Below are 24,790 nucleotides of genomic sequence, written 5' to 3'. Positions count from 1 at the left end.
CCATTTGGCTTTTCTTCTATTATAATGGAAAAGCAGTTTAACTAGTTGTTAAACTGCTTCATTGCTTCTTTTATATAGTTTTCTTCTTCGGTGGTGAAGAGGGTTGGGAATTCGGATAGTGGGAGGTTTGATTTTTGGATTATATCCTCTATATCACTTTGAGGTGTATCAAGGGAATTCATTACCTCTTCTATTACATTGAAAAATTCCTTCAAGGTAACTTGAACATCTTGATGACTCGGATCCTTCTCTTCTACCTTATACTTTTTCAACTTCCCTATCACATCCATAAATCGCCGATCAAACTTTTCTTTTAATTCCTTATTATTATAAAACGTTTGAACACTCTCCTTTGAAAAGTGTTCCTCTAGCCATTCTTTATTTTCTTTCTCCCATATAAAAGTTTGTAGAAAAGAAGAAAACAAAGCAACATCCACTCGTTCTTCCTTTTGAAACTTCTTCGTCATCTCATCCATATGCGAAAGCACCTTCGCAATTCTTTCTTGCTCTGCCAAAAGCAATTCCCTTTGAAATTGCATTTGTCTTAAAAATTCTTCCGTCTCTATATCACGCTGCAATATAATATTTTTAATCTCCCCAAGCGAAAAACCGAGATGCTTAAACGATTGAATTTGCTGCAGCACATACAAATCATCTTTCCTATATAACCGATGTCCGCCCTCAGTATAATCGCTCGGCTTTAATAAATTAATCTTGTCATAATAACGAAGCGTCCGCACCGTAACATCCCCAACACTTGCAAACTCACTAATCATCCACGCCATATCATCACCTACTCCGATAACTTCTCTTTCACATACTGAAGCATATGAGAAAAACTCATCTCATTCTGCCTACAATATTGAAATAAACCTACAACAAGCAATACAAAAGGAACATCCCCTCTATAACGATGTTCATACTCACTAATACCGTCATAAAGGTACTCACACTCTCTTTTTCGTAAAACGATATAAATCGCAATAAACAATACTGCAATCATAACGGAAAATCGATTTACCTTTACCTCCACTTCTTGTTTCATCACCTATTCTCCTTCCACTACATACTTATCTTCTTTAAATACAGGAATTCGAATGAAATAACGATATGGCTCATCGCGTGTTACTTTCCACGCAACAATGATCACTTGAATGACCTCAAAGGCAAATACAATCCAAAGCAAAACATCACTAATACGCGAACTAATATTAAATAGAAGAAAAATTAATAAATGAAAATTGAACGCCTTTCGGCAATGGTATTTGTACACTTCATTTTTACGCGCCAGTGTGATGTACATGAGTAGTGGTGAAAAGATTCCTATTACCGCTGAGAGTAGTAGCATGATGATGGTGTTTCTTTTTTCTTTTTTGGTGGTTTTCATGAGTGGTTTGATCCCCCTTTTGATTTGTCTTCTTTAGGTTAGGGGATGACGTTGGGTGAGGTGCAAGGGGAATATATAAAGGTAATTTAGTATGAGTAATATAGATAATTTTTAAATTTATCCTCTCGAACAAGTTAACAAATACATATAAAAATACCGCTCCTCCGGCATCAAATTCAAAACAAAATCATCCTGTCAAAAATTCACCTGAACATTACGATACACCGCCATCCCGATTCCTCCCGTCCTCACTCAAAATGTAAAGCCCCTATCTGTCATATATCTAGGAAGAAGGGGCATGGAAGGTAATTTAAAAGTGACATTTGGACTAACTGATAACCAAAGACATCGAGTGTTAATTCAAAAATATTATATCGTTACCTTTATGATTCTTTTTTTATCCAAAATTCATTAGCATTTGTTGACCTTCCAGTTACAATTGTAGCTGCATGATTTGCACTTCTACATTTTATATTATCTACTAAAATTAAAATCGCCTCATTTTCACTTTTCGCTACCTTTTTATTACCAATAATGTTCTTTCTTGTTTTGCTAGCGCTCTGAGTGATAGAGCCTTTTTCCTCACTTGAAATTTCAGATCCCTTCATTAAATAAATTTCTCGGTCATCTTTTTTCATAATAGAATTGTACTTTTCATTACTATAAAACATTTCAGTTACACTAGAAATCTCCTCAGAAACTTCTTCTTTTTTGACACGTAATATATTTTTTATATTTAAGATTCGTTCTATTTCTATTACTAATGGATTAATATAAGAAAAATCCCTATCTCTCCTTATATAAAAATCAGAATATACACTTGCTAATTCTGTTTTATGATTTTCTATAAAGGTCGTTATTAGCTGCTCTCGGTCATGAAACTTCCCTTTTGATTTTAAAAGTTTTCGGGGTAAATAATCTTCATCTATTGAATGTAATTTAATATTAGATAATTCCCAATTTGTTCTTTCAAAATCCTAAAACCCTTCTAAACTTATGTATAAATTAATTTATGATGTGAAACATTCAAATCACATACATTATCGTTTTTCTATCTATCACCTGACTAAACGAAGAACTGTAATTTCATAACTTACTGTTAGATTTAAAAGCCATTTTATTATATTTTGATCGAATAACATCAATATGCCATATAAATGTATTTTCTCCCTCATGTCCTATCGATATAACATAAAATAAAGATCACTTATTTAAAGAAAATAAATAGATAAACTAACATTATTAAAATAATAATGTTTATAATTAGTGTTTTTGTAGAAAGTCCTTCTTTTAATTTTTGAGTATATTCTTTAATCGGATAGGGGAATGGCAATAACATTATACGGAATTTCCAATAATCATCCAACATTTCTTTATTACAATTATCACATTCGGACGAATTATTAACAAAATACTCCCTAACCGCTTCAAAAACTCCTTCTCCTGTCAATGCTGGTTGTTTTTTTATCATCTTTGAATTACCGCATGAGCACCCTAAAAAAAGAGTTACATATGGTTGATATCCACAATCTGGGCAAGCTATACCACCTAACCCACCAAAATTCGCCATCATTGGATGCCCGCAAGATGCACACTTCTTCCAATTCCCTGCTAAAAATCCACCAATGGTTCCTGCGAACCAATATTCTTTTTTCCATTGTCTTGTAATATTTTTCTTCGACTTATTAATCTGTTTCTGTAATTCTCTGTTAATACTTTTATCTATCTTTTCATATCCGATACTTGTCTTAGAGTACCCCGTTTGTATCATTAAATCATCCATCACCCAAAATTCATTTTCCTTAATAATAGAATGGATTTTAACTAAAAATTCTTTACGCCTTATTGGCTTCCGTGTTCGTCTACCTTCTGCAAACTTCTCAAGAAGCTCCTTAAATATCTTATCCAGTAATTTATCGCCAAAATCTCTAATGTTATAACTTTTTCTTAATTTATAATTAAAAATAGAGGTCACTTCTTCACTATCTTTAAATAACCCTTGTGTCCGCACTTCTAAATGCTCAAGAATCTCACTGTAATCCAAGCTTATATTGTATTGATTTAATAAATTGGTTTTTCTCGATTTAATTTCTGATTCTTCATAAACCCCAATCCCGTTTAATAATTCCGTTAATTTAGTATCAAATCCCTCTAATTTACCTCCTAGCCCACTAAGCGCATATAATATAAAATGCGCTTGAATATCTAAATCTTTATCTGTTAACATTTGTAAGTTTTGTTTGAAACTCGCAAAAATTTTTTCTAAATCATTTTTCTTGCTTATCCGTGTAGATTTAACTTGAATAAAAATTCTATCCTCTTTAAAAAGTACTTCTAAGTCATCGTTTCCTTCTGGAACTATAATCCAAGGTTTATCATCCCTATCAAAATTCCCATACTTCGAATTCTTATCGAGAAGTTCTGTAGCAAAGATTACCCCCACCGTATCCTGATGTTCAATTTTTGAGGCAATTACCCCTCCCCTTTTCTGTGGTGAATAAAAATCATCCATTTATTTTCCCCTCTTCACATTTATTTTCCTTATTTTTTTGTTACAATACCGCTTCTTTTCCATCATTAAAGATACTTTTTAGGTTTCTCTCACCGTTAAGAGCCTTTCTTCGAATTTCTAATTTCGCCTTGCTACATGCTCTTCTCAAGTTAAAACTAAGAACATTTGATACATTATCAAATGCTCTAATACAGCCAACACTACGTTCATATATTTTTTTATGAGCCTAAACAAATTTATTTCACAACACCTCACCTATAAAAATGTGTAATCCTTCATTAGCTTATCAAAGAGTCTTTCCAATTAACACGGTGCAAGGTATCCAGTATGTAAAAATTCATTTACTGCAAATTTGATACTAGATTTAGTCATTTTCAATTCTTTGTTAGCTGTAAGTCTTACAATACGAGGAAACCCCTCTTCGGACTCAAGGTACGTAATAATACTTGAGTATTCTCCTTTTCCCGCAACTGAGTGTGGTATAGGACCAAATAATACTATCCTATATTTTGGATTGTACTGTAACTTACTATATTGATATTTTTTAGCTTTATCATACCCTAAACAGAGTTCAACTTGCTCTTTTGGTATTCCTAAACTTTTCAATGCGCCTAATATATCTTGAGGCTTCACTTCATTCCCACCTATAATCAATATCTTTCCGTCTCGATAGGATTCAAATCTGTGATCATCTTTCTCTTCTGGAAAAAGATCTCCCATACCAATTGAATGCAAATAACTTTTTAACCTGTTTCCCTTGTCTGCCGCTCTTAATTCAGAATGTAATCGATAAGATGCTTCAGCTATAACATCTAGGAGTTGATCATTTGTTATCTCCATATTCATCAAAATCCTCCACTCGATTTAATAAATTTGCCTTCTTATCTTTAATCTTCTCCAGTTGCTTTCGAAGAATTAAAATATCATCACAAAGCTCCAGATACTGTTCTGCAAGTTTTTCCTGCTCTTCACGCGAAATATTCGGTATTAGTAGTTGATTTAAATCACGTATACTGATGCTCATCATAGATGAACCTTTTGCAAGCTTAGAGAGTTGCGCCTGACCGATTTCGCTTTCTAAGAAAGCTTTAACAAACACAGGGTTTATTTTGCTATCATCCAACTCAATGAAGTAAAGGTTACCATTTGCGAGAATTTTTTCACCTGGTTCTACTTGAGCCAATCCAACCTTAAATGGGGAGCCTATCTTTGATAAAATTAAGTCATTGTCATGGATACAATACTTTTCATATCGAGTTTCAATATTCTTTAAATTCGGTAACTTCTCATCAATTAACCCCTCGTGAATATTCTGAAGCATTAAATAATGTAATCCCGTGGAATCAGCGGTCGAAATTTCATCTAATTCAGACGACTTAATTTGGGCCCCTCTAGAAATACGAATACAAAACTCTCTAAAAGGAATACCATTTGTTGTATCATACTGTGATAGAATAAATCTCTGCGGATTTAAGAAGTACTCTTCATTTGCAATTTCTTCTATTGAAACAATTCTGCTAAATTCCGAAGTTGTATTATAGCATTCTAAAATACGGGCAATGTCTTTTTCTTCGAGAGTATTCTGACGTCTGCCCTTCGTATATATAGCCGAAGCATCAACCATTTTAACTGTATTATTTTTTCTCTTTCCAAGTACTAACATTGTCGCCGATATACTTGTTCCTGTAAAAAGTCGTTCCGGCAGCAAAATGACTCCCTCAATATTTCCTGATTCAACAAAATACTTACGAATCAATTCGTCTGAACTATTCCAGGTTCCTGAATTTGTCATAAGAACAACGGCTCTTCCTGAATCAGAAAGATTATCTAAAACTGCAAAGTTATAAATCCAGTCTGAAGAAATATTTCTTTTCATAGTTCCAAAGAACTTTCTCAATGTAGGATTCATATCAACTTTCTGTTTTAATTGAGCTAGTTTCATCCCCATTGGATAGTTGGAAAAGATTTTATTAGCGCCTATCTCATTGAAAGGTTTTAAAAGCATATCTCCTTGAACTACTGTAATACTATTATCAACAACAAAACTTCTAATATTAGCGACCACTACGCTCTGGGTATTAATCTCAATACCAAAATACTTAGCCATATTTTCAGCTGCACTAGCAGCAATTAAGAAAGTATTTAATCCCGATCCCATGTCCATAACTATATCTTCTTGCTTAATATCAAGGATACCAATAGCTAAATTAGTAATTCCTTGCGGTGTCACATATTCACTAACAGAAGAATACCGATTTGGTCCAGCAAATAAAATATATGCAACAAGAACCTCTTCTTCATATCGATTATTCAAATCAAAAATCAAATTTCCAAATTCAAAAGCTATATTATTTAAATAGTGTGCCGTTGTTTCATTTTTAATTTTCTTAGTTATTACTGATGTTAACGTAGAACTTTCTTGATCTTCCGTTTTCTGCCACAGTAAAGTTAAAAAAGCAATTGATATCCCATTTACTAAATATTGATCTGGAACACAAAAAGCTCTCAAAGAATTTGTGAGTGTCCACTCAAAACCAGAAAAGTCAGTCGTTTGTAATTTGATATATTCTCTTTTATCCAAGATTTCGCCTCCAATTGGTTGTTACAAAACTTTATATGGTTTATGATAACCAAAAAAATAATACCATCAATTACCACCCATTAAAATTTTATAGACACAATATCTTGATAAAATTATTACTCTTTCCTAAAAGATATAGTTTAAACATCTTGAATAATATCCAAAACAACTCTTTTTACCGTTCAATTCCCATGGAAACCTTCCACACTCTATTCTGTAGTTTTTAAATATAATCACTATTTTCATACTAAAAAATAGCAATCCCATTCAAAGATCAGTGAATCAGATTGCTATTTCTATAATCAAATTTATCCTTATTTCATATAAAACATTTCATTCTCTTCTCCATATCATAGGCTCAATCACTCTAATAAAAGCATCTTGCGACAACTCACTTGTTCCTTATAAAAATAAATTCAGTCTCTTATCCATTACTCAATCCCATTTGTATCTAAGCGCTATTCCCTAACATTCAGCACTTCTAAAACTTCCCTAAACAACACCGAACCTCTCCCAACAACCAACTCCAAAGGAACTTCCTTAACTCGCCCATCTCCCCCAACCATAACAACCCCACTCTCATAATCAACCCAAATCTGAACATCCTGCACATAATAACTCTTAATAGCAGAAGCCTCATCTAAATTGCGATGATCCAGCTCAACCTTAACTTGCTTCGTAAAACGACGCAGCGTTTTCCAAAGAGTTCGTTCTTCTTTTGATTTCATAAATAGTTCTGGGAGTTCTTGTACTTCTTTTAATAACGACATAGTTGTTATTGTGTATGTTTGAATGCCATATCCTACTGGGCGGATGAGGTGGTCTAGTTTTTTCCATGGTTCTAGTTCGAACTGTATATATTCATCGTTTTGTTGCATTTGAATGTGTTTGATTTTGGCTACGTATTGAATTCCCCCTTTTTCTCCGTGCCATTTTTTCGGTACATATAATGCTATGTACTTTGCTTCTTGCCATCCTGGTTTTAGCTGTTTGATTGGTAATTGATATACGCCATTCTTTCTATACGTTTCATAGTCACTTTCAGTTTTCACGCTGCCTACTAATATTTTTTCTTCTAGTGAAGAGTGCCATTCTTCTTTTGTTCCTCTTGGGAGGATGCCTTCTCTTATAATTTCTTCTGGGCTTTTTTCAATGAGATGATCTAGAAATTGTTCGACTAGTCTTGTTGCGTTTGGTAAGAATGGAAAGCCACCGATATTTACTTTTCCGATACTTTTATAAAATGGATGGTTCTCGTACGCTTCCTCTTGGTTCCATGGGAATAATACGTACGCTCCGTAAGCTGTTCGCTCAAAAGGCCCTTCTTGTTCTACTACTAGTGCGTCTCTGTAACGATGCATTGTGTTAATATCTTCTTCCATTGGACCAGGGGTGCCATACTTCCTTTTATAATGAGATCTTTCAGCAAAATCAATTCGGTATTTCGCATCAAAAATGTATTGATATTGATAGTTCTTTCCCTTTTTCTCAATAGCGAGCATCGTATCTGGCTTTTGTGTAACTGTCGGCAGTCTACCATTTCTTTTCTGGAAATAAAGTTCTATTACTTCATCAGTGACTGGATGTTTGAACGTTCTTTTCGCAGCTTTACTTTCATCAAGCGTTACATATAAACCATCTTGTTTAACTTGAATAACATCTTGATGGAGCGGTATATATTTTTCAGATAGAATTTGTCCAAGTTTTAAATACGTCCAGTATTCGTATAACCTTGCGACATCTTTTACCGACATTTTAAAAATTTGTCCTCGTAATGTTAAACCTCGCGATAGCATTAAGAAAATTTGATACGCATCTCTATAGCCTGCTGCCATTTGGATAACGAGCGAAAAAACTGAACGATCTAATTTTCCGATTGCTCTCCAAAATGGATCGTTCAATTCATTTTTCATTCGATACTTCATATTTTTTACACGCTCTAGCAAATCTTCATCAGTTTCACCACGTGTATATCTAGACTTTTTCTCTAGCGCCTTAAGTAAATCGTCTATTTTATGTACAACTCTTTGAATCATCCATTTAACAAATCGATTTTCCAGCGTATCATAAGAAACTTCCTTATAAGCTGTAATACCTTTAGTCGGTATACTGTTTTCTCCTTGCAGCAAGTGTGGTCGCTTTCGCAAATAATTCATTCCGACAGAATCCAATTTACGAATTTTTTCTCCTCGTACTAGTTGATGTCTAGTCATAAGCGTATGATGTGGTTGTCTTTTTATGTGAGAGATCGACTTCATAAACCGCTCAAAGGAATCATTTAAAATACGATAAAACTCACCCTTCGATGGATTTGTAGCGTAAATTGCAGATGCTCCTAAGTAAGTTCTCTTTAGTAAATGAAACGCTAAATTATAAATTTCATCATTTACTTCATCTAATAAGGCTCTGTAATCATCCTTATAATCAAGTTTTGCCGGAAAAACTTCAAATGTAATAGTTAATAAAGTATCTTGCTCATCTTTAATTTCAAACGTTGTATTTCCTACTTCATTTGGAAATGAAAGATTTCCCATTAACACATGAAGTGACCCCATTTGAATGGAACTAACTTGCTTTCGAAACCCCGGATGTTCATGATAAAAAGAGAGCTGCTTGTTATTTTTCGGAACAACAACAAGCTGATAACTTCTATTTTCAAAAAAGATTGGTGGGTGTTCATTCCATTCGTCTAGCCTCTGCAATCTCGCATCAAATACAGAAACGGATTCCGTCTTCCCATCTACATGAAAATACATCATTTCATCTGCGTTCATAGCTTGATATTCTTTTAAACTCTCGTATTTTTCATGATAAGGATTTCCTTTAATCGTCAATGATAGATCCTCTGTTTCAATCTTAACTAGCTCTATTTCATTATTAGATCCAGAAAGAGGTGAAACCATCATACTCGAACCTCCTTAACATATGAGACAGCTTGTTAGCTGAACGAGGATACTTAGCATAGGAAGCGTCATTATTACCACTATCATATTCTTCATTTGCGCATAATACATACAACTGCTTTAATACCTCTTCTGTTCTGCCGTCACTCCCTGCAAGACGCGGTAAAATCTTTTGATATATTTGATAATCAAGCGCTTCATCAAACGATAATAACTTTCCTTGCTCGTTGTATGCCATATAGAAACAAATTTCATCTCGTATACGATATCCAACTTGAGCTCCAACTGATTCAAGTGTTTTATTTATTTCTATTAAAACGCTCGATATATTTCTCACAAGATCTTCGTTTTCTTTAAAACATTCTTTTAAATGAAGATATTCGGTTTCTAAAGAGCGATTTGAAGCAATTTCAGCTTCCTTCTGTTCTACATCCATTAAGAAATTAAAATAATCTAAGTTAACGGTATTAAACTCAATTGTATTCGCACGATCTAATACTTTCTTACTTAACGGATGGGTCGTTTCGTCCATGTTTACCGTTCCGATAATATATACATTTGATGGGATAGTAATGTGCTTATTCGTAATTGATTCTGGAAGTACTGGTGACGTAACAATTTTTCCATCTTTCCATTTACGACTCTCAATTACACTTAAGAAATCACTAAAATAGTATTCCACTCGAGCTAAGTTCATCTCGTCCAATACTACAAAATAAGGTCTATTTGGATTTGCATCTGCGGCTTCAAGCACCTTAATTAACGGTCTTTCTTGAAACTCCCCTTGAAGATTCACATAACCAAGTAAATCAGAGCTATCACTCCAATCAGGTCGAACTGGAATAAGCGTAAATTGTCCATTCTCTTCCGTAGCCCCTAAACTCTCTGCAAACCACTGCACAATTTTCGTTTTTCCTGTACCTGAAATACCTGATAAAATTACAAATGGCTTTGTTTTTAATGAAAGGAAGAAATTAATAAGATCCTTTTTCTCATAAAAGAAACCTTTACTTTGAATATAAGAAGACACATGCTCGATAATTGATTGTTGATCTAAATATACTTCTTTCCTCTCATAAATCATTTCATATTTCGTTCCTTCCTCTTTATAAGCTATGAATCCCTCATAATAGCGAAGCATTTCTTCTAGGTCCTCTATTAGCTCTTTTTCACTTGGCATTTTATTAACATCATATGCAATATAAGCCGCTGTTGAATTTGCATATCCTTTTGCTTTTGAGCTTGTTCCTAGGAAAATCTCATCATCTTTTTTCACCTTTTGGGACATATGTATTTGTTCACGAATCTCTTCTTTAATTTTTTGCATCTCTTCTTTAGTCGTTTCTGTTACACCTTGTCCAATGGTCAAATACAATCGTTGCATATCTTCACTAAATAAATAGACGATATAATACCCTCTCTGTGTCGATGTTGTAATACTTCTATGCATTAGTGCAATCCATGGAACTGTCGCCCAATTCCCTTTTCCGACTGACCCTATCACACTGTACTGCTTCTCATTTATAAATGGTAAACGAATGATCTCTGTTGCTATATCATTTCGGACTGTTAATCCTAATTTATGTCCTGCAAATTTTTCTGTTTTTGCATCCAAATATTCTTTCAGTATCTTTAAAAAGCCTTCACGTAAACTACTACTCATATTACCGCCCTTTTCTTCACTCTTTTTTATGTATTGTTCGGCTGGAATCCATTCAGCATTAATTATTTCCAATTTCTCAGACCACATTAAGAGGTTATGCGTACGCTCTTTCGCTAATGATTCTAGCATTAAATTATCCCCTCTAGAGTTCCGAACAATCGTCATCGCTAAATGTACTAAAGCTGCTTTCTTGTCCCTTCTCTGATATGCTCTTAAAAGATTAAGCACAAACATAACAATGTGAACGTATTCCTGCTTTAAAACTAACTTTCGAATAACATCATTCTTATTTTCCGCCTCAATATATTCATTTAATAAAGATGTATTAATATTATGATTATCCTTTAAAAATCCCAGTAATCTTAAATCTTGTCTTCCTTTAGATTTAACTCTATACAAATTACCATTGGTTTGATCACTTAAATTTTTCGGATCGTATGTATTGTTTATTACCTCTTCCAAAAATCCAACAACTTTATGATACTGCTCACATGGCAAATTATCAGTTTGGAACTCTTTAAATGTAATAGCCCCTGATTCCGTTAAATTCACAAATGGAAGCTGTGAAAAGAAAGCTACTAAGAAAGCATTACATTCACTCACTTGTCCGAAATCCTCACTCTTTACCGTACGCATATCGATAAATTTTTCCCAAGCGTTCTTAAGAAGTTCAGAACTCACTTTAAAATAAGATGATGTTTCCTTTTCATATTGCTCACGTAAAAATTTGATTTCAATGTCTAAATCTCCATCATCTTTGTTTATAACCAAATAAGTTTTATCACCTTTTATATCTTCAACCTGCTTCATTGTTTTAGCCAATTCAATTATAAGTTGATCTAACATTTTCATCCCACCGTTACAATTAATTACAATTACTACTATTTTACCAAACTATGTATAAAAGAAAAATCATACAATATGATGTATGATTTTCTACTCTATTATTTAAAATACTTCTGATAATCCTCTTCATTTTTAAATTCAATCGGCCCTACATCCATTCGAAACTTCCCGTTCTCGTACAACAGTGGTGAAGCCTCTGAATGGTCTTTTGAGTAACTTTCCACATATGAGATTTTCATCTCATTTGAATTCGTGAAATCAATATGAGCAATACACACCCAATAAGCATGGTCATTTATTTCTAATAACGGTGCTGTTACAACGCTTCCCATATGATTATCGACAACAGCCTTAGCCCTCATAGAATAGAAACTACCTACCCCATTTCCGACAGCACTATACGCAGCAAATAAAACATATTTTAAAGCTTCTGGTCGATAAATACGAATCGTTTCTTTTCCTGTTTCTTGCGAATCACCGTCCAACACAATATACGGCGACACTTTAGACGACCCTAGATTTTTATAATAAACCTTTCCTATTTCTCCATTAGTTGTTACGTAAAAACAATATAAGTCTAAATCTTTATTTGTTTCCCATTCTAAAATAGCTGTTACCATTTTAGATTTTTGTATATTTATAGATTGTTTTTTCTTCAATTCAACCTTCACTGCATTAATAGTTTTTTGTACTGGAGGCGGAGTAGGAACTATTTTCTTCTCTACAGGAGGCGCCAATTGTTTTTCATCTTCTGCAATTTCTATTCCAAAATTTGTACACAATGCAGCTAACCCACCAAAATAACCAGCTCCTATAGGATTGAACTTCCATCCTCCTCCATGTCGATATAGCTCTCCAACAATAATGGCACTTTCATCTGTAAATGGATACGTGATAGGAAAATGAATAATTTCTAATCCTGATTGTGCGTTGTTTATTTTCAATTGAATATGGGAAACATCTCGTAGCGCCTGTTTCTTCTCTTCAGCATTATGAATTGTAATCGAAAATACAACCTTTTGTACCTCATCTTTTATATGAGTAAAATCTATCGAAAATCTTTGTTTACTTCCATTTGCGATATTTTGATTTAATTGAACAGATCGACAACTAGAATAAGGTTGTCCATAAAAAACGAAATCCTCTTCTTTAGTAATTTTCCCATTAAAACCTACTAAAAAAGCTGATGCATCTACATCCATATTCATCGGGGCATTCCAAGTTAAATCTACCAGTAACCCTTTCATCTCTGGATGATTCTTTGTAACATCTATCTTTTGTCCCCTTACTAAAGTATGTATCATCATAATTCCCCCGTCCTACACCTTTAATGTTTTAACATTCAGTTCAATTATACTCCTCTTTAGATTTTCAAGGATATCCTCAAGATATTTCGTTCCTTAATACTTGTCCAAAGGAAGGTTTATCATAACTTCCAGCATGAATGTATAAATGCTCAGATGATCTTGTCATGCCTACATATAACAGCTTACGTAGTTTAATATCATTTTGTTCAAGCTCCATTCTTTCAAACTTGTCCACATCAACTAAAAAGACAATTGGTGCCTCAAGACCTTTTGATGAATGATATGTTGTTATAATTAAATGTCCTTCAGTAATATTTTTTGTAACTTTTACTTTTTGACGTATCTCACGATTTAATTTCTTTTGTATATTCTCACAATCTTTTCCTTCTCTACACAAAATTAATATATCTTCTGGCTTATAACCCTTGCGCTTAATAAGCTCGTAGACTTTATTACTAATATCTTCATACGATCCTTCAATAAAACTAACTCCATCTTTCATTTCATTCTCAAAAGATAGTTCGCTCATTGGACAATAAAATTTATTTACTTCCTCTTCCAATTTTTTTTCTTGTTTCAAGAAATTAAGGGCTAAATCTATATGTTGACTACCGGCACGATAAGATTTCTTTAATAAAGAACTTCTCCCGCGCATATCAATACCTAAGCTCTTCCAACTATGATCTGAGTTGTTATAGATGCTCTGTAGTCTATCTCCTGCTAAAAATAAATTTATCCCCGTAACAGTTTCCTTTTGATTATTAACATACGTATGTTCTTTACACGACTTCACACATAATCGAATCCAATCATCTAGAAAGTCTTGGTATTCGTCCACTAAAACAGCATCATATGATGATTGAGCTCGCCGTATAGCTACTTCCGGTAATTCTTCATTCCACCACTTCACTGTATTTTTTTGGGGTACACATATACTTGCTGTATCTAGCGCAAATTTATGAAAAGTGCTAACATCTATATTCTCCAAGCGCACATTCATAAAGGCAAGATCAGCTGCTAAAGAATTCAATTTGTTTTCAATTTTTGTTTTTAACGACCTATTATACGTTAATATTTTTATTTTCCATTCTGGATGTTCACGTACTAGATGAATTGCACGAGCTAGCAATAAAACCGTTTTCCCACTACCCGGAACTCCAGTTACCATATAGTGACCGTATGGTACACGCTTCGCGAAACGCTCTTGCTCTGCATCTAGTGCTGTAATTAATTCTTTTGTACTAATTTGATTATCGCTACAACTAACCTTAATTTCTGGAAATAATAGTGTTCGTATTGCAATAATTTCATCTTCTTCTACGAAACTAAATTCATTTTTAAATAATTGATTTATATTTATTGTACTTAACATATCAGATGAAATACACTGCGCTGGTGGCTGATTAAATACTTGATCTAATCCACTCTCTTCAATCTTATTAGAATGAAGATACGGAAATATAACATTAGTATGTAATTTAAACTTTAATTCGTTCCGTTCATTTTTTAAAATATCGTGCAACCTAAATAATCTCTGTGCTGCAGTATGGTATAAGTTAGCTTTACAAAATGGATTATCTACCTGTTTTCCATCTGCTAAATCTATTTTTCTTCTATCTGCTCTATTAATATAAGAAAGTTCCCAATCTTTCACTTCAAAGATTGTTACACCTCTTTGTGAATCAATTAAAATAAAATCAGGTTCTAAATGTCTAATTCTTGGCTGAATATATAAGTACGCTTCTCGCTCCACGTCTTTATATAAAGAGCGAATCTTTTCAAGCACTCTTCTTTCACCTGGAGTCAAGCTTGGCAAATCATTCGGTATAATGTGTAAACCCACAAGAATCCCCCTCTTTTTTCATATTATGCGTGTATTTCATTTTTATAAATTAAATATAAATATATATAAATAAACGAGTTGCAATAATAAAAAATGATTAAAAGTTCTCTTTTACTATTAAAAATATTATTACACGCCATTCTCATTTTAAATTATATACTAAAATATAAGTTTTCTGGATTATTTTTCTATATCCAAAACAAAAAGACACTTTTCATAGTGCCTTTTCCATAAGTCTATACCTGACCTTTTGTATCACTAATTTCTATTTTCTCGTTTGCCCTGACTAATTAACTTAATAAGTTTCTCTCTATTAATTAATACAACTCGATTCACTTTAGCGAGTTTGTATGCTGCAGCTGTAAATTCACTATTTGTAACAACCCATGTTTCATCAGCTTTATAAAATTCTTTTGCACCTACAATCTCCTGAACAGATTTAATTCCAACGTTATTCTTATAGCGTTTTGCCTGTACAATAATTCTTTTATCATTTTTTCTCAAAATTAAATCTGCACCAAAATCGTTAGATGCTTTAGTAATCTCTGTTTTATAACCCAAAGCTGGAAATAGACTTCCTAAATATTTTTCAAACTGGTGTCCGCTCATTTTATCAATATCATAAATTCCTGATTGCCGAAGTTCTCTTAGCTTTTTTACATTGACATACATATATAATAATATAATTGCTGCCGATACCATTACTATCGGCACTAAAAATTCCGGTTTCCACAACACCCCGAAAAACGTAATAACTAGTAAAGATCCCAATATTGATTCATCTTGCTTTTTCTTTCGCTTAGCCATCTTAACTCCTTTTCACTCATAAACTATAATAATTATTTTAATAACCTAGATAAAATATCCCGCCTAAAATAACTAATGCTATAGCACCTTTAATTATAGGTAGAATATCATCTGGTATATAAGATCTAATAATTACAAGCAGAGTACATATAATAAATATGACACCAAGGAGTATCCACCCGTCCCAAAATACTTCTTTTAGTGATTCTGGTAACTCTATATTATTAACATCCATTTTATTTCCCTTTCTATCTCAACTTATAAAATTATAATAACGCATTATTTTTATAAAGGGAAATATTTATATAAATGCATATACTAAGAATGATATCGATATTTTATAAGTACAAAGCACTAAAATTACTTATCTCCTCTATCTCCACCAACCATCCCTCCATACCAACCACTACTCTCCTCCAAAAACCCCCTCGTCTCCCCACTATCCTTATAAAAACCCTCCCAACCCCGCTCCCTCAAAATCCCCTTCCAACTATCACTCTCCACCATCCTCTTAATCACACCATCCCAATAAGCAACCTCTTCCTCCGTCATATCTTTCGGTCCCATGATTCCTTTCCAGTGCTGGAAGATGACGTCGATTCCTTGTTCTTTCCATGTTGGGATTTCTGGTAGTCGGTCTAGCCGTTTTGGTGCGGATACGGCTAGTATTTTTATTTTGCCGGCTTTGTATTGTTTTTCGGCTTCGGATAGGGTCATGGTTGCGGCGCTGATTTGTTTGTTCGTTAGGGCGTTTATGATTTTTTCTTTGTTTTCGTAGACGAAGAATTGTAGTTCGGCAGGGTTTATGCCGAATGCTTTGCTTACTTGTACGAATGATAGGTGATCGTCGTTTCCTAGGCCTGGGGCAACGCCGATTTTGAAGTTTTTCTTATTTTGTTTTAGTTGTTCCATTAGTTCGTTTGCGTTTTCTATGTTTGATTCTTTTGATACGACAACGACTTCCCAGTCCGATGCAAGTGTTGCGAGCGGCGTGAAGTCTTTATATGTTAGTTTACTGTGACCTAGTAGGTTGTTCGTTATGAGTAAGCTTGAGTTAATCGCCAGTACGTGACCGCCTTTTTGTTTCGTATATTTCCATCCGACATCACCGCTGCCACCTACTTTGTTTGTGACAGTGATTGGTTTTTTGAAGATATTTTCTTCTGTTAGTGTTTTTTGCATCGCCCGTGCTGTTAAGTCCCACCCTGCTCCTTGAACGTTTGGCGCAACGATTTCTACTTTGTCTATGTTTACTTTATTCGTATGGGGTTTTTCGGAAGAACAACCAGTTATTACTCCTGTCATGATCCATATACATAGTAATAATCGTTTTTTCATAGTCCTCGTCCTATGCGATATTTTCGTTCTGGTCGTCCGATAATGCCGTATGTGTACTCTACTGTGCATTCGTTTGTCGCTACTAAGTATTCTAAGTATCTTCTTGCGGTTGTTCTGGAGGCCCCCATTTGTTCGCCCATTTCTTCTATTGTAATGCCCTCTTCGAATCCTTTTATAATCCCTTTCACTTTTTGCAGTGTTAACGGATCCACACCTGTCGGTAAGTTTTTTATGTCTTGTGTTTGCGAAATACCGAAGAAGTTATCGATGAGTGCTTGATTTACTTCATTGTTACTATGTAATAGTTGCTTCTTTCTTTTATAGTCTTCAATTGTGCGAACAAATTTTTCTAACGTGACTGGTTTTATGAGGTAGTTGCTTACTCCGTTTCGAATTGCTTTTTCTAGCATATAGTTTTCATTCGCCGCAGTAACCATAATGACGTCAACGTTTGGAAAGTCAGCATGAATTTGTGGTAATAAGTCAGTTCCAATTCCATCTGGTAAGTAATTATCTAATAGAAGTAAATCGATTTCTTCCTTTTGTAGTAGTTCCATCGTTTCTTTCGCGTTCAATGCTTTCCCGATTACTTTTACTTCCTTTATTTTTGATAAAAACTCTTCCTGAATTTGCGCGACGCGGAAATCATCTTCTGCAATTGCAACCTTCAACATATGCCCATCCCCCTGTTTGTCATGTACTTTCTTTCAATGTTTTCGGAAGGTAAATTGTAAAAATAGCTCCCCCGTTTTTCTCGTTTTGAATTTCAATTGTTCCCTGGAGTAGTTCTACCATTTCTTTTACGTTCGCTAGCCCGTAACCACGATCATTTCCTTTCGTTGAAAATCCTTTTTGAAAAATGGTCGTGATTTTTTCAACTGGTATCCCTGCTCCACTATCTATTACTTCAAACACAATGTCGTGCCCAATATCCGTAACAAAGAAGGAAACATTCTTTTCCTCTCGTTCATTCACCGCATCAAATGCATTGTCGATTATGTTTCCAAGGATCGTAATAAGGTGCGAAACTTTTATATGGTCTGGTAACGGTTGAAGCGCACTATCTCCTTCAATATGAAAATCAATTTTCTTCTCAGACGCTGTTCCGATTTTCCCCAATAAAATAGCTTGTACTTTTGCATCATGAATTTGATGGAATAAAATATGATTTTGGCTTTGATGAATATTAGATTCTTGCTGGATAAATTCAATCGCTTCTCTGTAGTGCCCTAACTGAAGTAATCCTGATAAGACGAAAAGTTTATTTGTAAATTCATGCGTTTGAGCACGTAAGTCCTCTGAATACTTTCTTACCTCAGATATTGTATTCACTAAATTTTGCAGCTCCGTTTTATCTCTAAAGCTACATACAACGCCTACCGTACTATTATTTTCGAGTATCGGCGTCATGTTTAAAATAAACACTTTATCTTGAAACGCGATTTCTTGATCGTTTTCTAGCACTCTTTCCATATTAAATTCTGGTAAAACTTTTGAAATGTGCTGCTGCATATAATCATCATTTACATGTAGCATCTCTTCTGCCGACGTATTCATCATCGTAATAAAACCATTTTGATCAATGGCGATAATTCCTTCTTTTATAGATAGTAGTATCGCACTTCGTTCACGGTATAACGCTGCGATTTCATTCGGCTCTAAACCCAGTGTATCTTTCCGAATGCTACGCGCTAAAAGAATTCCACCAACAATGCCGGCTATTAATACCGCTAAGGAGAAGAGGATAATTTCTTTCGTTCTACTCAATATGTTAGATTCAATGCCTTTTATTAAAAACTCTACTGTCACAACGCCTACTACTTGATCGTAATCTCCGTTATGAACAATAATAGGTGCTTTCGCCATTAAAGCTGGACCGCTTGTACCATTTCCTTCGAGCGTATAATAACCACCAAAAGTGAGTGCTTCATAGTTATACGGGTTGTTACTCTTTGTTCCAATCAACTCAGAATTAGAATGGGAATACATAACCCCATAGCGATCTTCCACAATTACATAATCCACACCAGCTTGCTCACGAACTTGTTCCGCAATGGATTGAATCGTATTTTTATGCTCGTTATTTTGAAAAGCATCTTTTATAGCTGGCATAAAAGAAAGCGACTTGGCTGTTTGTAGTGCTAGCTGCTCCACTTGGCGCTTCGTATCAACGGACTGAATGTAAACAAACATTCCCGCTAATAGGAGAACGACAAATAAAATTAACGCGATAATTAAGCTTACTATTTTCGTTTGTAATGACACTTTTCGTGATTTCTTCATACTTCATATCCTTTGATAAAATATTCAAAACTATCAATCTCCTTTTTCTATTATTATGACAAAACGAATAAGGAAGCAACTATTAAAACTCTCCATGTACATAAAGTACGAAAAGAATAAAATTGTCATAATATTGAGATTTCATTCTATAGATAGTACAATCCAACTATAATGAACACGCTTTCATAATTATCGTTTTATTTATAAGCAAGAGGAGGAACGATTATGGCTCAAGTAAAATCTAATCGAGTCGCCGGCAATATTTTCAAAGGTTCTGTCGGCAATTTAATTGAATGGTACGACTGGTACGTTTACTCTGCTTTCGCTGTTTACTTTTCAGCAGAGTTCTTTCCTAAAGGCGATCCAACGAGTCAGTTACTGAACACAGCGGCTATTTTCGCAGTTGGATTTTTAATGCGCCCTATCGGAAGTTTATTAATGGGACGCTATGCAGATCGGCACGGACGCCGGGCAGCATTAACACTTTCGATTACGGTTATGGCCGGTGGTTCTTTAATTATCGCCTGTACACCTAGTTACGAAAGTATCGGTATTATGGCACCAATTATTTTAGTTCTTGCCCGTTTACTACAAGGATTATCACTTGGCGGAGAGTACGGAACTTCTGCCACATATTTATCTGAAATGGCTAGTAGTGGTCGCCGTGGTTTTTATTCAAGTTTCCAATATGTAACGCTCGTTGCTGGACAGATGGTTGCGTTAGGCGTTCAAATTGTTCTTCAGCAATTACTAAGCGAACCAGATATGAAAGCTTGGGGATGGCGTATTCCATTCATTATTGGAGCGATGGGCGCAGTAGCTGTATTATGGCTTCGCCGCACGATGGATGAGTCGGAGCAGTTTTCAAACATAAAATCACAAAAACGCGAAAGCGCGGGAACCGTTCGCGCTCTTATGAAACATCCGAAAGCAGTATTAACAGTAGTCGGCCTAACATTAGGTGGCACTGTCGCATTCTATACGTACACAACATATTTACAAAAGTTCATGGTAAACACAGTCGGTCTTCCGAAAGAAGTTGTAAGCTGGATTAACTTTGTCGCACTACTTATTTTCGTCGTACTTCAACCAATTGCGGGGCTACTATCCGATAAAATTGGACGCCGCCCACTATTAATGGCATTCGGTATTCTCGGAACATTACTAACAGCACCAATCTTCTTCTTTATGGAAAAAACGACAGAACCAATCGTAGCATTCTTACTCATGATGGTCGGTCTCATTATCGTTACTGGTTACACATCGATTAACGCAATTGTAAAAGCAGAACTCTTCCCAACTGAAATTCGCGCACTAGGCGTAGGTTTACCATATGCACTAACCGTTGCGATATTTGGCGGAACAGCTGAGTTCATCGCATTGTGGCTAAAAAGTATCGGTATGGAATCACTATTCTACTTCTATGTAGCTGGGTGTATCGCGATCAGCTTTATTACGTATTGGCGTATGGATGAGTCATCGAAAACTTCGCAGATTGAGGCGGAGCTTGTTGGTGGGGATACACTAGCTAATAATAAGTCTAGTTAAAATTATGTATTCTGTGTTCTTCGTTTATCTGAACTCGATGAATCTCTTTCTTGGCAGGGTAAAGATGTTGTTGGTGCTTTAGAGGTAAGATTAGGATTTACCATTGATGTAAAGGTAACTGTGAATGGAGCGCCACAATACAAAGTACATAATAGCAAGGATAAAAGATACTATGTATCAGCAGTTGAAGCCTATTTGTATGTAAAGTAAGAGGTATAAAAGGGCATCCACTTAAATGATACTTTTTAATTTAAATCAACAAAAGAGACCGCAAATGTTAGGTCTCTTTTGTTGATCATTCTCCATATGTAACTTTCTCTTCACTTACTCCAAGCTAGATAACATGGTTCATTGAAATATTCAATCTTAAAGAAGGCTTGTTCTTCAAAAAATTCATTTCTTGCCTTCAGAATCTAGCAAAGTAGCTATTCAATAAATTTTTTCTCTGAATCCAAAAATTTATAAAACCTATTTAACAAATCTTCCTTCGTAGTTGGGGTATCTTGGGGCATATAAGTAATAAAACTTGTCATATCTTCAGGATAATCATGTCTATCATAAAACTCTGCAATTCTATTTAATAGTTCATCCTCATCAGTAATCTTTTCTTTTAACTTAGATAAGTAAACGAATCTGAGTTTACTTATCTCATTCTGTAATTCTTTACTGTTTTCTTCTAGATTAGGAAAGTGGAAATCTTTAATTTCAAACAAAATTTTATCTAAATCACTAGAATCTATTCCCCAAGCTAGTTCATTAACAAAAGCTTCATCATCACCGGCTTCCATTAGTTCCACCGCATAATCAGAAATGACATTCGGTTCGAAATATTTTTTATTTACACCGGTATAAATAGTTTTCCAATCATACTTAAGACCTTTGTTCTTAAAATCTATTAAATCCATATAATTCTCCTTTTACTTTTTGGGAACTTGATTTGGTTTCCCTGTAACAGTACCATTTTCAATAAATCTTCTATGACTTACATTTCCATTTGGTTCAACAATCCACTCAAAGACACCTTTTTTACCACCGTTGCTTCCTTCTATTTGGAAGAATATTCTACTAATACGATCTCCTCCTACTAATGGAAATTCATCAGCAAATCTTGAGTAATTATCAACAATATCAGAAAAGCCATGTTCCTTAGGGACATGAAGAAACTCTTTTACTATGATAGGCTTTCCTTTTTCATCTCTTCCCCAAATAAGTTTTACTTTATCAATCTTTTCTCCACTTCCAACTCGCTTTCCATCAATAACAGGTCCCTCTAATTCCTCAATTACTTTTGGATTATCTCCGCTGGTTTTATTACTGGTATTATCCATCCCTTAGTAGCATTTTCCTCTTTATTAAGTTTACCATTCTCTTTAACTTTATTAATACGCTCACCAGAAGATGGAGAAGACTCGAATTTTTGAAGAGTATCCTTAGCATTTTGAATCGATTTATCCCAAACCAATCGACCATGTACAACAGTACTAACACCAGCCGCTGTAGCAACTGCATCTAATGGAAGAACAATTGGTGATGCTAACCCACCACTTCCCACCACTTCCTACTTCTGCGACGAATGTTAAGAAATTAGCTCCACCTACTAAAGATGTAGCCATGTTGCAAGAAATTTTAAACCACAGCACACCACAAATTACACTCAAATATATTGGAATTAATAAAGAAGAAAAAGATAATATTCTTGATACATTGCAAATTTAATTTATTTAGAATTACTATTTTTTTAATTATATTTTCGAAAAAACGTTAGATTATACATTTTTTCTTTGTTATATTTAAAGAATAATTGGAGTAGTAAAATCAACTGATAGAGGTGTTTGCGTGGAATTATTTGAGTATTATAAAAAAAAGGGGAAGTTTAAGTGTTTAATTGGAACTGGGCTTTTTCTTTATGGATTAATTGGTATGTATAATACTTGGGGTAATATTAATTGGGGACCAGTAATCTTAATTATTATAGCTTCTCTTGTATTTTTTAGTATTGGATTTTGGCAATTAAGAAAAGGAAATTTACTAGAAAAAAATATAGTTAAAAATGATTTAACATTTTGGGATATTGATACTTATGTTTTGTTAGAATTACCCGGCAATAATAAACATTTAGGTTTATATACTCCTGATGGGAGATATGTAGCAGGAACAAAGATGATTTCTTCAACATTACCTATTTTAAAAAATAAAGAAGTTTTTGGATTAGAAGCAAGTGATGGAGAAATTCTTGCATACTTTCATAGTGAAATTGAAAATTATGATTGGGCTATTTATGATTCAAATTATAATTGTGTAGGTATGTTTAAAGAAAATATTATACAGGGATTTGGAATGGTACGTGGTTCTTTAATAAATGAAAAAGAGATAAAACTTTCTGAGATAGAAGTTGAATTTGATTTTTTTGAAACATCTTTTCGTACAATAGATGATCGTATATTAATAAACTGTAAAAAAGGATATATGCCTTTAGAATGGAGTGAAAAATTCGGATTAAATGTACCTATTATTAAATTAGGTAATAATATTTCTAATGCTGAAAAGATATTTGGTTTAGGTATTCTTATTTATATTTTAGAAACTATTAAAGTAAGAAAAAGTAGGATTTTTAATGATTAGAATTACATTGTTATAAAATTTATTAAATGTTTTATTAAGAATCACCAAAAGTGAAAGTAGCTCTAAAATCAATTTTTATTGTATATTTTGGAGCTACTTTACGTTTACTTCTTAAAATTAATAAGCATGTATCACCAAAACCAACTAGAAATAGAATTGGCAAACAGGTAAAAATCAATTGCCATTTTTTATAGCTTTGTATGTATTTGAATTCCTTTTGCTTTCTCTTCTTTACCCTTCACACGTACAATTAAATCATATGATCCGGGTTTTGGCGCTTCAAAAGAAAGCAAACCTTCTTTTTGAGAAGTGACTTCTTCTTCATAAATAACCTTATCGTCTTTTGTGACTTGCAATAAAATCGTACCTTCTTCAACTGCTGCCTCATAAGGAATTTCCACATTTCCTTTTTCAGCTTTAAGCGTTTGTAAATCGTAATACCCCTGCAAAGAACCAATTGTTAAAGTCGTTTCGCCATTTTTTTGAACCTTTGTGACTTTTGTTGCTGTATTACATGCGCTTAACAATACAACAAGAGTCAAAATGAGAAATGAACGAAGTAATTTCATAGAGAGTCCCCTTCCTTTAAATATATATGTCTTAACATTCATTCATTAACTATTTCAAAAACACTAACAGCTTAAAAAAATCACCGTGTTTCTTCAACTTCTTTTTTAAATAATTTTTGAAACTCTAATTCTGTTTCATTAATAAAACCAAGATGTAAAACACTAGAAATATCTTCATGATTCAAAAAGAAATTATACTCCGAAGAAATATTACCATGAGGAAAATAACAACATACATAATCCCATGTTCTTTTTGTTTCAGAATCCATCTGTTTTCTTCCATAAACCATTAATGGATGTTCCCAATCTTTAAACATTACAACAGAACCTATTGGAAGTAATTCTAACTCTAAATTTTGTACCATCTTAGTTTTCCCTTCTTAAAATAGCCTTTTTTATAATGAAATAAGTAATAGAAAACAACAAACAAGTACCAATTGTACCAAAAACTGCAACCGAAATGTTACCTGCTAATGTTTCATTTGGATCCAATGCATTAGGTAAAATTGTACCAAAAATTGCAATACAAGCTAATATAATCATAAGATATTTAAAATTTTTCACTTTTTTATTCATACTAA

Annotated in this window: 21 protein-coding genes and 3 pseudogenes; 3 read left to right on the top strand and 21 right to left on the bottom strand. The window is 33.9% G+C overall.

The window, feature by feature from the left end; genetic code table 11:
- Nucleotides 1–41: 41 nt before the first annotated feature.
- From MR143_RS18385 to MR143_RS18315, 16 genes and pseudogenes are all read right to left on the bottom strand, one after another.
- Nucleotides 42–785 carry a MerR family transcriptional regulator gene (locus tag MR143_RS18385; RefSeq protein ID WP_242280886.1) on the bottom strand — a complete coding sequence of 248 codons (744 nt, stop codon included), beginning with the start codon at nt 783–785 and terminating at the stop codon, nt 42–44.
- 8 nt (nt 786–793) lie between these two features.
- Nucleotides 794–1,045: a hypothetical protein gene (locus tag MR143_RS18380; RefSeq protein ID WP_000808341.1), complete on the bottom strand. Its 252-nt coding sequence runs from the start codon at nt 1,043–1,045 to the stop codon at nt 794–796.
- Between the two features lie 3 nt (nt 1,046–1,048).
- Nucleotides 1,049–1,387 carry a DUF4870 domain-containing protein gene (locus MR143_RS18375; RefSeq protein ID WP_000858883.1) on the bottom strand — a complete coding sequence of 113 codons (339 nt, stop codon included), beginning with the start codon at nt 1,385–1,387 and terminating at the stop codon, nt 1,049–1,051.
- 123 nt (nt 1,388–1,510) lie between these two features.
- Nucleotides 1,511–1,618 (bottom strand): annotated as a pseudogene (locus tag MR143_RS33720) (DnaD domain-containing protein); the annotation flags it as partial.
- Nucleotides 1,619–1,770: 152 nt separating this feature from the next.
- The gene (locus tag MR143_RS18370; protein WP_242280885.1) at nt 1,771–2,025 is read right to left on the bottom strand and encodes a hypothetical protein; all 255 of its coding nucleotides are present in this window, start codon (nt 2,023–2,025) and stop codon (nt 1,771–1,773) included.
- 569 nt (nt 2,026–2,594) lie between these two features.
- On the bottom strand, nt 2,595–3,899 hold the full coding sequence (locus MR143_RS18365; RefSeq protein WP_000340866.1) for a TFIIB-type zinc ribbon-containing protein: 1,305 nt from the start codon (nt 3,897–3,899) through the stop codon (nt 2,595–2,597).
- Between the two features lie 303 nt (nt 3,900–4,202).
- A complete protein-coding gene (locus MR143_RS18360; protein WP_001055667.1) occupies nt 4,203–4,745 on the bottom strand; it encodes a hypothetical protein in 543 nt (180 codons plus the stop codon).
- Nucleotides 4,723–6,480, bottom strand: a complete 1,758-nt coding sequence (locus MR143_RS18355; RefSeq protein ID WP_000361139.1) for an N-6 DNA methylase — start codon at nt 6,478–6,480, stop codon at nt 4,723–4,725. The genes MR143_RS18360 and MR143_RS18355 overlap by 23 nt, the downstream gene beginning before the upstream one ends.
- Before the next feature lie 458 nt (nt 6,481–6,938).
- Nucleotides 6,939–9,383 carry a restriction endonuclease-like protein gene (locus MR143_RS18350; protein ID WP_199718350.1) on the bottom strand — a complete coding sequence of 815 codons (2,445 nt, stop codon included), beginning with the start codon at nt 9,381–9,383 and terminating at the stop codon, nt 6,939–6,941.
- Nucleotides 9,358–11,892, bottom strand: a complete 2,535-nt coding sequence (locus tag MR143_RS18345) for an MrcB family domain-containing protein (protein WP_199718344.1) — start codon at nt 11,890–11,892, stop codon at nt 9,358–9,360. The genes MR143_RS18350 and MR143_RS18345 overlap by 26 nt, the downstream gene beginning before the upstream one ends.
- A 98-nt stretch (nt 11,893–11,990) precedes the next feature.
- Nucleotides 11,991–13,196 (bottom strand): TerD family protein, encoded by a 1,206-nt coding sequence (locus tag MR143_RS18340; protein ID WP_242280884.1) that lies wholly within the window; start codon nt 13,194–13,196, stop codon nt 11,991–11,993.
- A 79-nt stretch (nt 13,197–13,275) separates the two neighbouring features.
- Nucleotides 13,276–15,042, bottom strand: a complete 1,767-nt coding sequence (locus MR143_RS18335; RefSeq protein WP_000522844.1) for a UvrD-helicase domain-containing protein — start codon at nt 15,040–15,042, stop codon at nt 13,276–13,278.
- Nucleotides 15,043–15,300: 258 nt separating this feature from the next.
- A complete protein-coding gene (locus MR143_RS18330) occupies nt 15,301–15,849 on the bottom strand; it encodes a restriction endonuclease (RefSeq protein ID WP_001129142.1) in 549 nt (182 codons plus the stop codon).
- A gap of 360 nt (nt 15,850–16,209) precedes the next feature.
- The gene (locus tag MR143_RS18325; RefSeq protein WP_000746662.1) at nt 16,210–17,187 is read right to left on the bottom strand and encodes a tripartite tricarboxylate transporter substrate binding protein; all 978 of its coding nucleotides are present in this window, start codon (nt 17,185–17,187) and stop codon (nt 16,210–16,212) included.
- Nucleotides 17,184–17,861, bottom strand: coding sequence for a response regulator (locus MR143_RS18320; RefSeq protein ID WP_000921566.1), 678 nt, complete (start codon nt 17,859–17,861; stop codon nt 17,184–17,186). Before MR143_RS18320 ends, MR143_RS18325 begins: the two co-directional genes overlap by 4 nt.
- Nucleotides 17,862–17,880: 19 nt before the next feature.
- Nucleotides 17,881–19,470: an ATP-binding protein gene (locus MR143_RS18315; RefSeq protein ID WP_000749645.1), complete on the bottom strand. Its 1,590-nt coding sequence runs from the start codon at nt 19,468–19,470 to the stop codon at nt 17,881–17,883.
- A 225-nt stretch (nt 19,471–19,695) separates the two neighbouring features.
- Here MR143_RS18315 and MR143_RS18310 point away from each other — a divergent pair, with 225 nt between their 5' ends.
- Complete coding sequence (locus MR143_RS18310; RefSeq protein ID WP_242280883.1) at nt 19,696–21,018, top strand: MFS transporter; 1,323 nt, start codon at nt 19,696–19,698, stop codon at nt 21,016–21,018.
- Between the two features lie 425 nt (nt 21,019–21,443).
- On the opposite strand, the gene MR143_RS18305 is transcribed toward MR143_RS18310, so the two are convergent.
- Nucleotides 21,444–21,923, bottom strand: coding sequence for a DUF2247 family protein (locus tag MR143_RS18305; RefSeq protein WP_000364135.1), 480 nt, complete (start codon nt 21,921–21,923; stop codon nt 21,444–21,446).
- Nucleotides 21,924–21,935: 12 nt separating this feature from the next.
- Nucleotides 21,936–22,622 (bottom strand): annotated as a pseudogene (locus tag MR143_RS18300) (hypothetical protein); the annotation flags it as partial.
- On the opposite strand from MR143_RS18300, the pseudogene MR143_RS18295 reads away from it, so the two are divergent.
- Nucleotides 22,615–22,734 (top strand): annotated as a pseudogene (locus tag MR143_RS18295) (tyrosine-type recombinase/integrase); the annotation flags it as partial. The pseudogenes MR143_RS18300 and MR143_RS18295 sit on opposite strands and share 8 nt — an antisense overlap.
- 120 nt (nt 22,735–22,854) lie before the next feature.
- Nucleotides 22,855–23,640: a hypothetical protein gene (locus tag MR143_RS18290; RefSeq protein WP_000418484.1), complete on the top strand. Its 786-nt coding sequence runs from the start codon at nt 22,855–22,857 to the stop codon at nt 23,638–23,640.
- A gap of 188 nt (nt 23,641–23,828) precedes the next feature.
- Here the strand turns inward: MR143_RS18290 and MR143_RS18285 are convergent, their stop codons facing one another.
- The 3 genes from MR143_RS18285 to MR143_RS18275 all read right to left on the bottom strand — a co-directional run bounded on the left by MR143_RS18285 (nt 23,829) and on the right by MR143_RS18275 (nt 24,785).
- On the bottom strand, nt 23,829–24,209 hold the full coding sequence (locus MR143_RS18285; protein WP_000771855.1) for a BA_1872 family lipoprotein: 381 nt from the start codon (nt 24,207–24,209) through the stop codon (nt 23,829–23,831).
- An 80-nt stretch (nt 24,210–24,289) separates the two neighbouring features.
- A complete protein-coding gene (locus MR143_RS18280; RefSeq protein WP_000250500.1) occupies nt 24,290–24,574 on the bottom strand; it encodes a DUF4176 domain-containing protein in 285 nt (94 codons plus the stop codon).
- A 1-nt stretch (nt 24,575) separates the two neighbouring features.
- Nucleotides 24,576–24,785, bottom strand: coding sequence for a hypothetical protein (locus tag MR143_RS18275; protein ID WP_202822443.1), 210 nt, complete (start codon nt 24,783–24,785; stop codon nt 24,576–24,578).
- Nucleotides 24,786–24,790: the final 5 nt, after the last annotated feature.

Source organism: Bacillus cereus group sp. BfR-BA-01347 (genome assembly GCF_022663835.1).
Classification (GTDB): Bacteria; Bacillota; Bacilli; order Bacillales; family Bacillaceae_G; genus Bacillus_A; species Bacillus_A thuringiensis_K.
Note: the sequence above shows the minus strand (reverse complement) of the source record. Positions and strands in the feature narration are given on the sequence as shown.

Coding starts and splice junctions, on each gene's coding strand:
- MR143_RS18385 (WP_242280886.1), bottom strand. CDS start 785: ATGGCGTGGATGATTAGTGAGTTTGCAAGTGTTGGGGATGTTACGGTG.
- MR143_RS18380 (WP_000808341.1), bottom strand. CDS start 1,045: ATGAAACAAGAAGTGGAGGTAAAGGTAAATCGATTTTCCGTTATGATT.
- MR143_RS18375 (WP_000858883.1), bottom strand. CDS start 1,387: ATGAAAACCACCAAAAAAGAAAAAAGAAACACCATCATCATGCTACTA.
- MR143_RS18370 (WP_242280885.1), bottom strand. CDS start 2,025: ATGAAAAAAGATGACCGAGAAATTTATTTAATGAAGGGATCTGAAATT.
- MR143_RS18365 (WP_000340866.1), bottom strand. CDS start 3,899: ATGGATGATTTTTATTCACCACAGAAAAGGGGAGGGGTAATTGCCTCA.
- MR143_RS18360 (WP_001055667.1), bottom strand. CDS start 4,745: ATGAATATGGAGATAACAAATGATCAACTCCTAGATGTTATAGCTGAA.
- MR143_RS18350 (WP_199718350.1), bottom strand. CDS start 9,383: ATGGTTTCACCTCTTTCTGGATCTAATAATGAAATAGAGCTAGTTAAG.
- MR143_RS18345 (WP_199718344.1), bottom strand. CDS start 11,892: ATGTTAGATCAACTTATAATTGAATTGGCTAAAACAATGAAGCAGGTT.
- MR143_RS18340 (WP_242280884.1), bottom strand. CDS start 13,196: ATGATACATACTTTAGTAAGGGGACAAAAGATAGATGTTACAAAGAAT.
- MR143_RS18330 (WP_001129142.1), bottom strand. CDS start 15,849: ATGGCTAAGCGAAAGAAAAAGCAAGATGAATCAATATTGGGATCTTTA.
- MR143_RS18325 (WP_000746662.1), bottom strand. CDS start 17,187: ATGAAAAAACGATTATTACTATGTATATGGATCATGACAGGAGTAATA.
- MR143_RS18320 (WP_000921566.1), bottom strand. CDS start 17,861: ATGTTGAAGGTTGCAATTGCAGAAGATGATTTCCGCGTCGCGCAAATT.
- MR143_RS18315 (WP_000749645.1), bottom strand. CDS start 19,470: ATGAAGAAATCACGAAAAGTGTCATTACAAACGAAAATAGTAAGCTTA.
- MR143_RS18310 (WP_242280883.1), top strand. CDS start 19,696: ATGGCTCAAGTAAAATCTAATCGAGTCGCCGGCAATATTTTCAAAGGT.
- MR143_RS18305 (WP_000364135.1), bottom strand. CDS start 21,923: ATGGATTTAATAGATTTTAAGAACAAAGGTCTTAAGTATGATTGGAAA.
- MR143_RS18285 (WP_000771855.1), bottom strand. CDS start 24,209: ATGAAATTACTTCGTTCATTTCTCATTTTGACTCTTGTTGTATTGTTA.
- MR143_RS18280 (WP_000250500.1), bottom strand. CDS start 24,574: ATGGTACAAAATTTAGAGTTAGAATTACTTCCAATAGGTTCTGTTGTA.
- MR143_RS18275 (WP_202822443.1), bottom strand. CDS start 24,785: ATGAATAAAAAAGTGAAAAATTTTAAATATCTTATGATTATATTAGCT.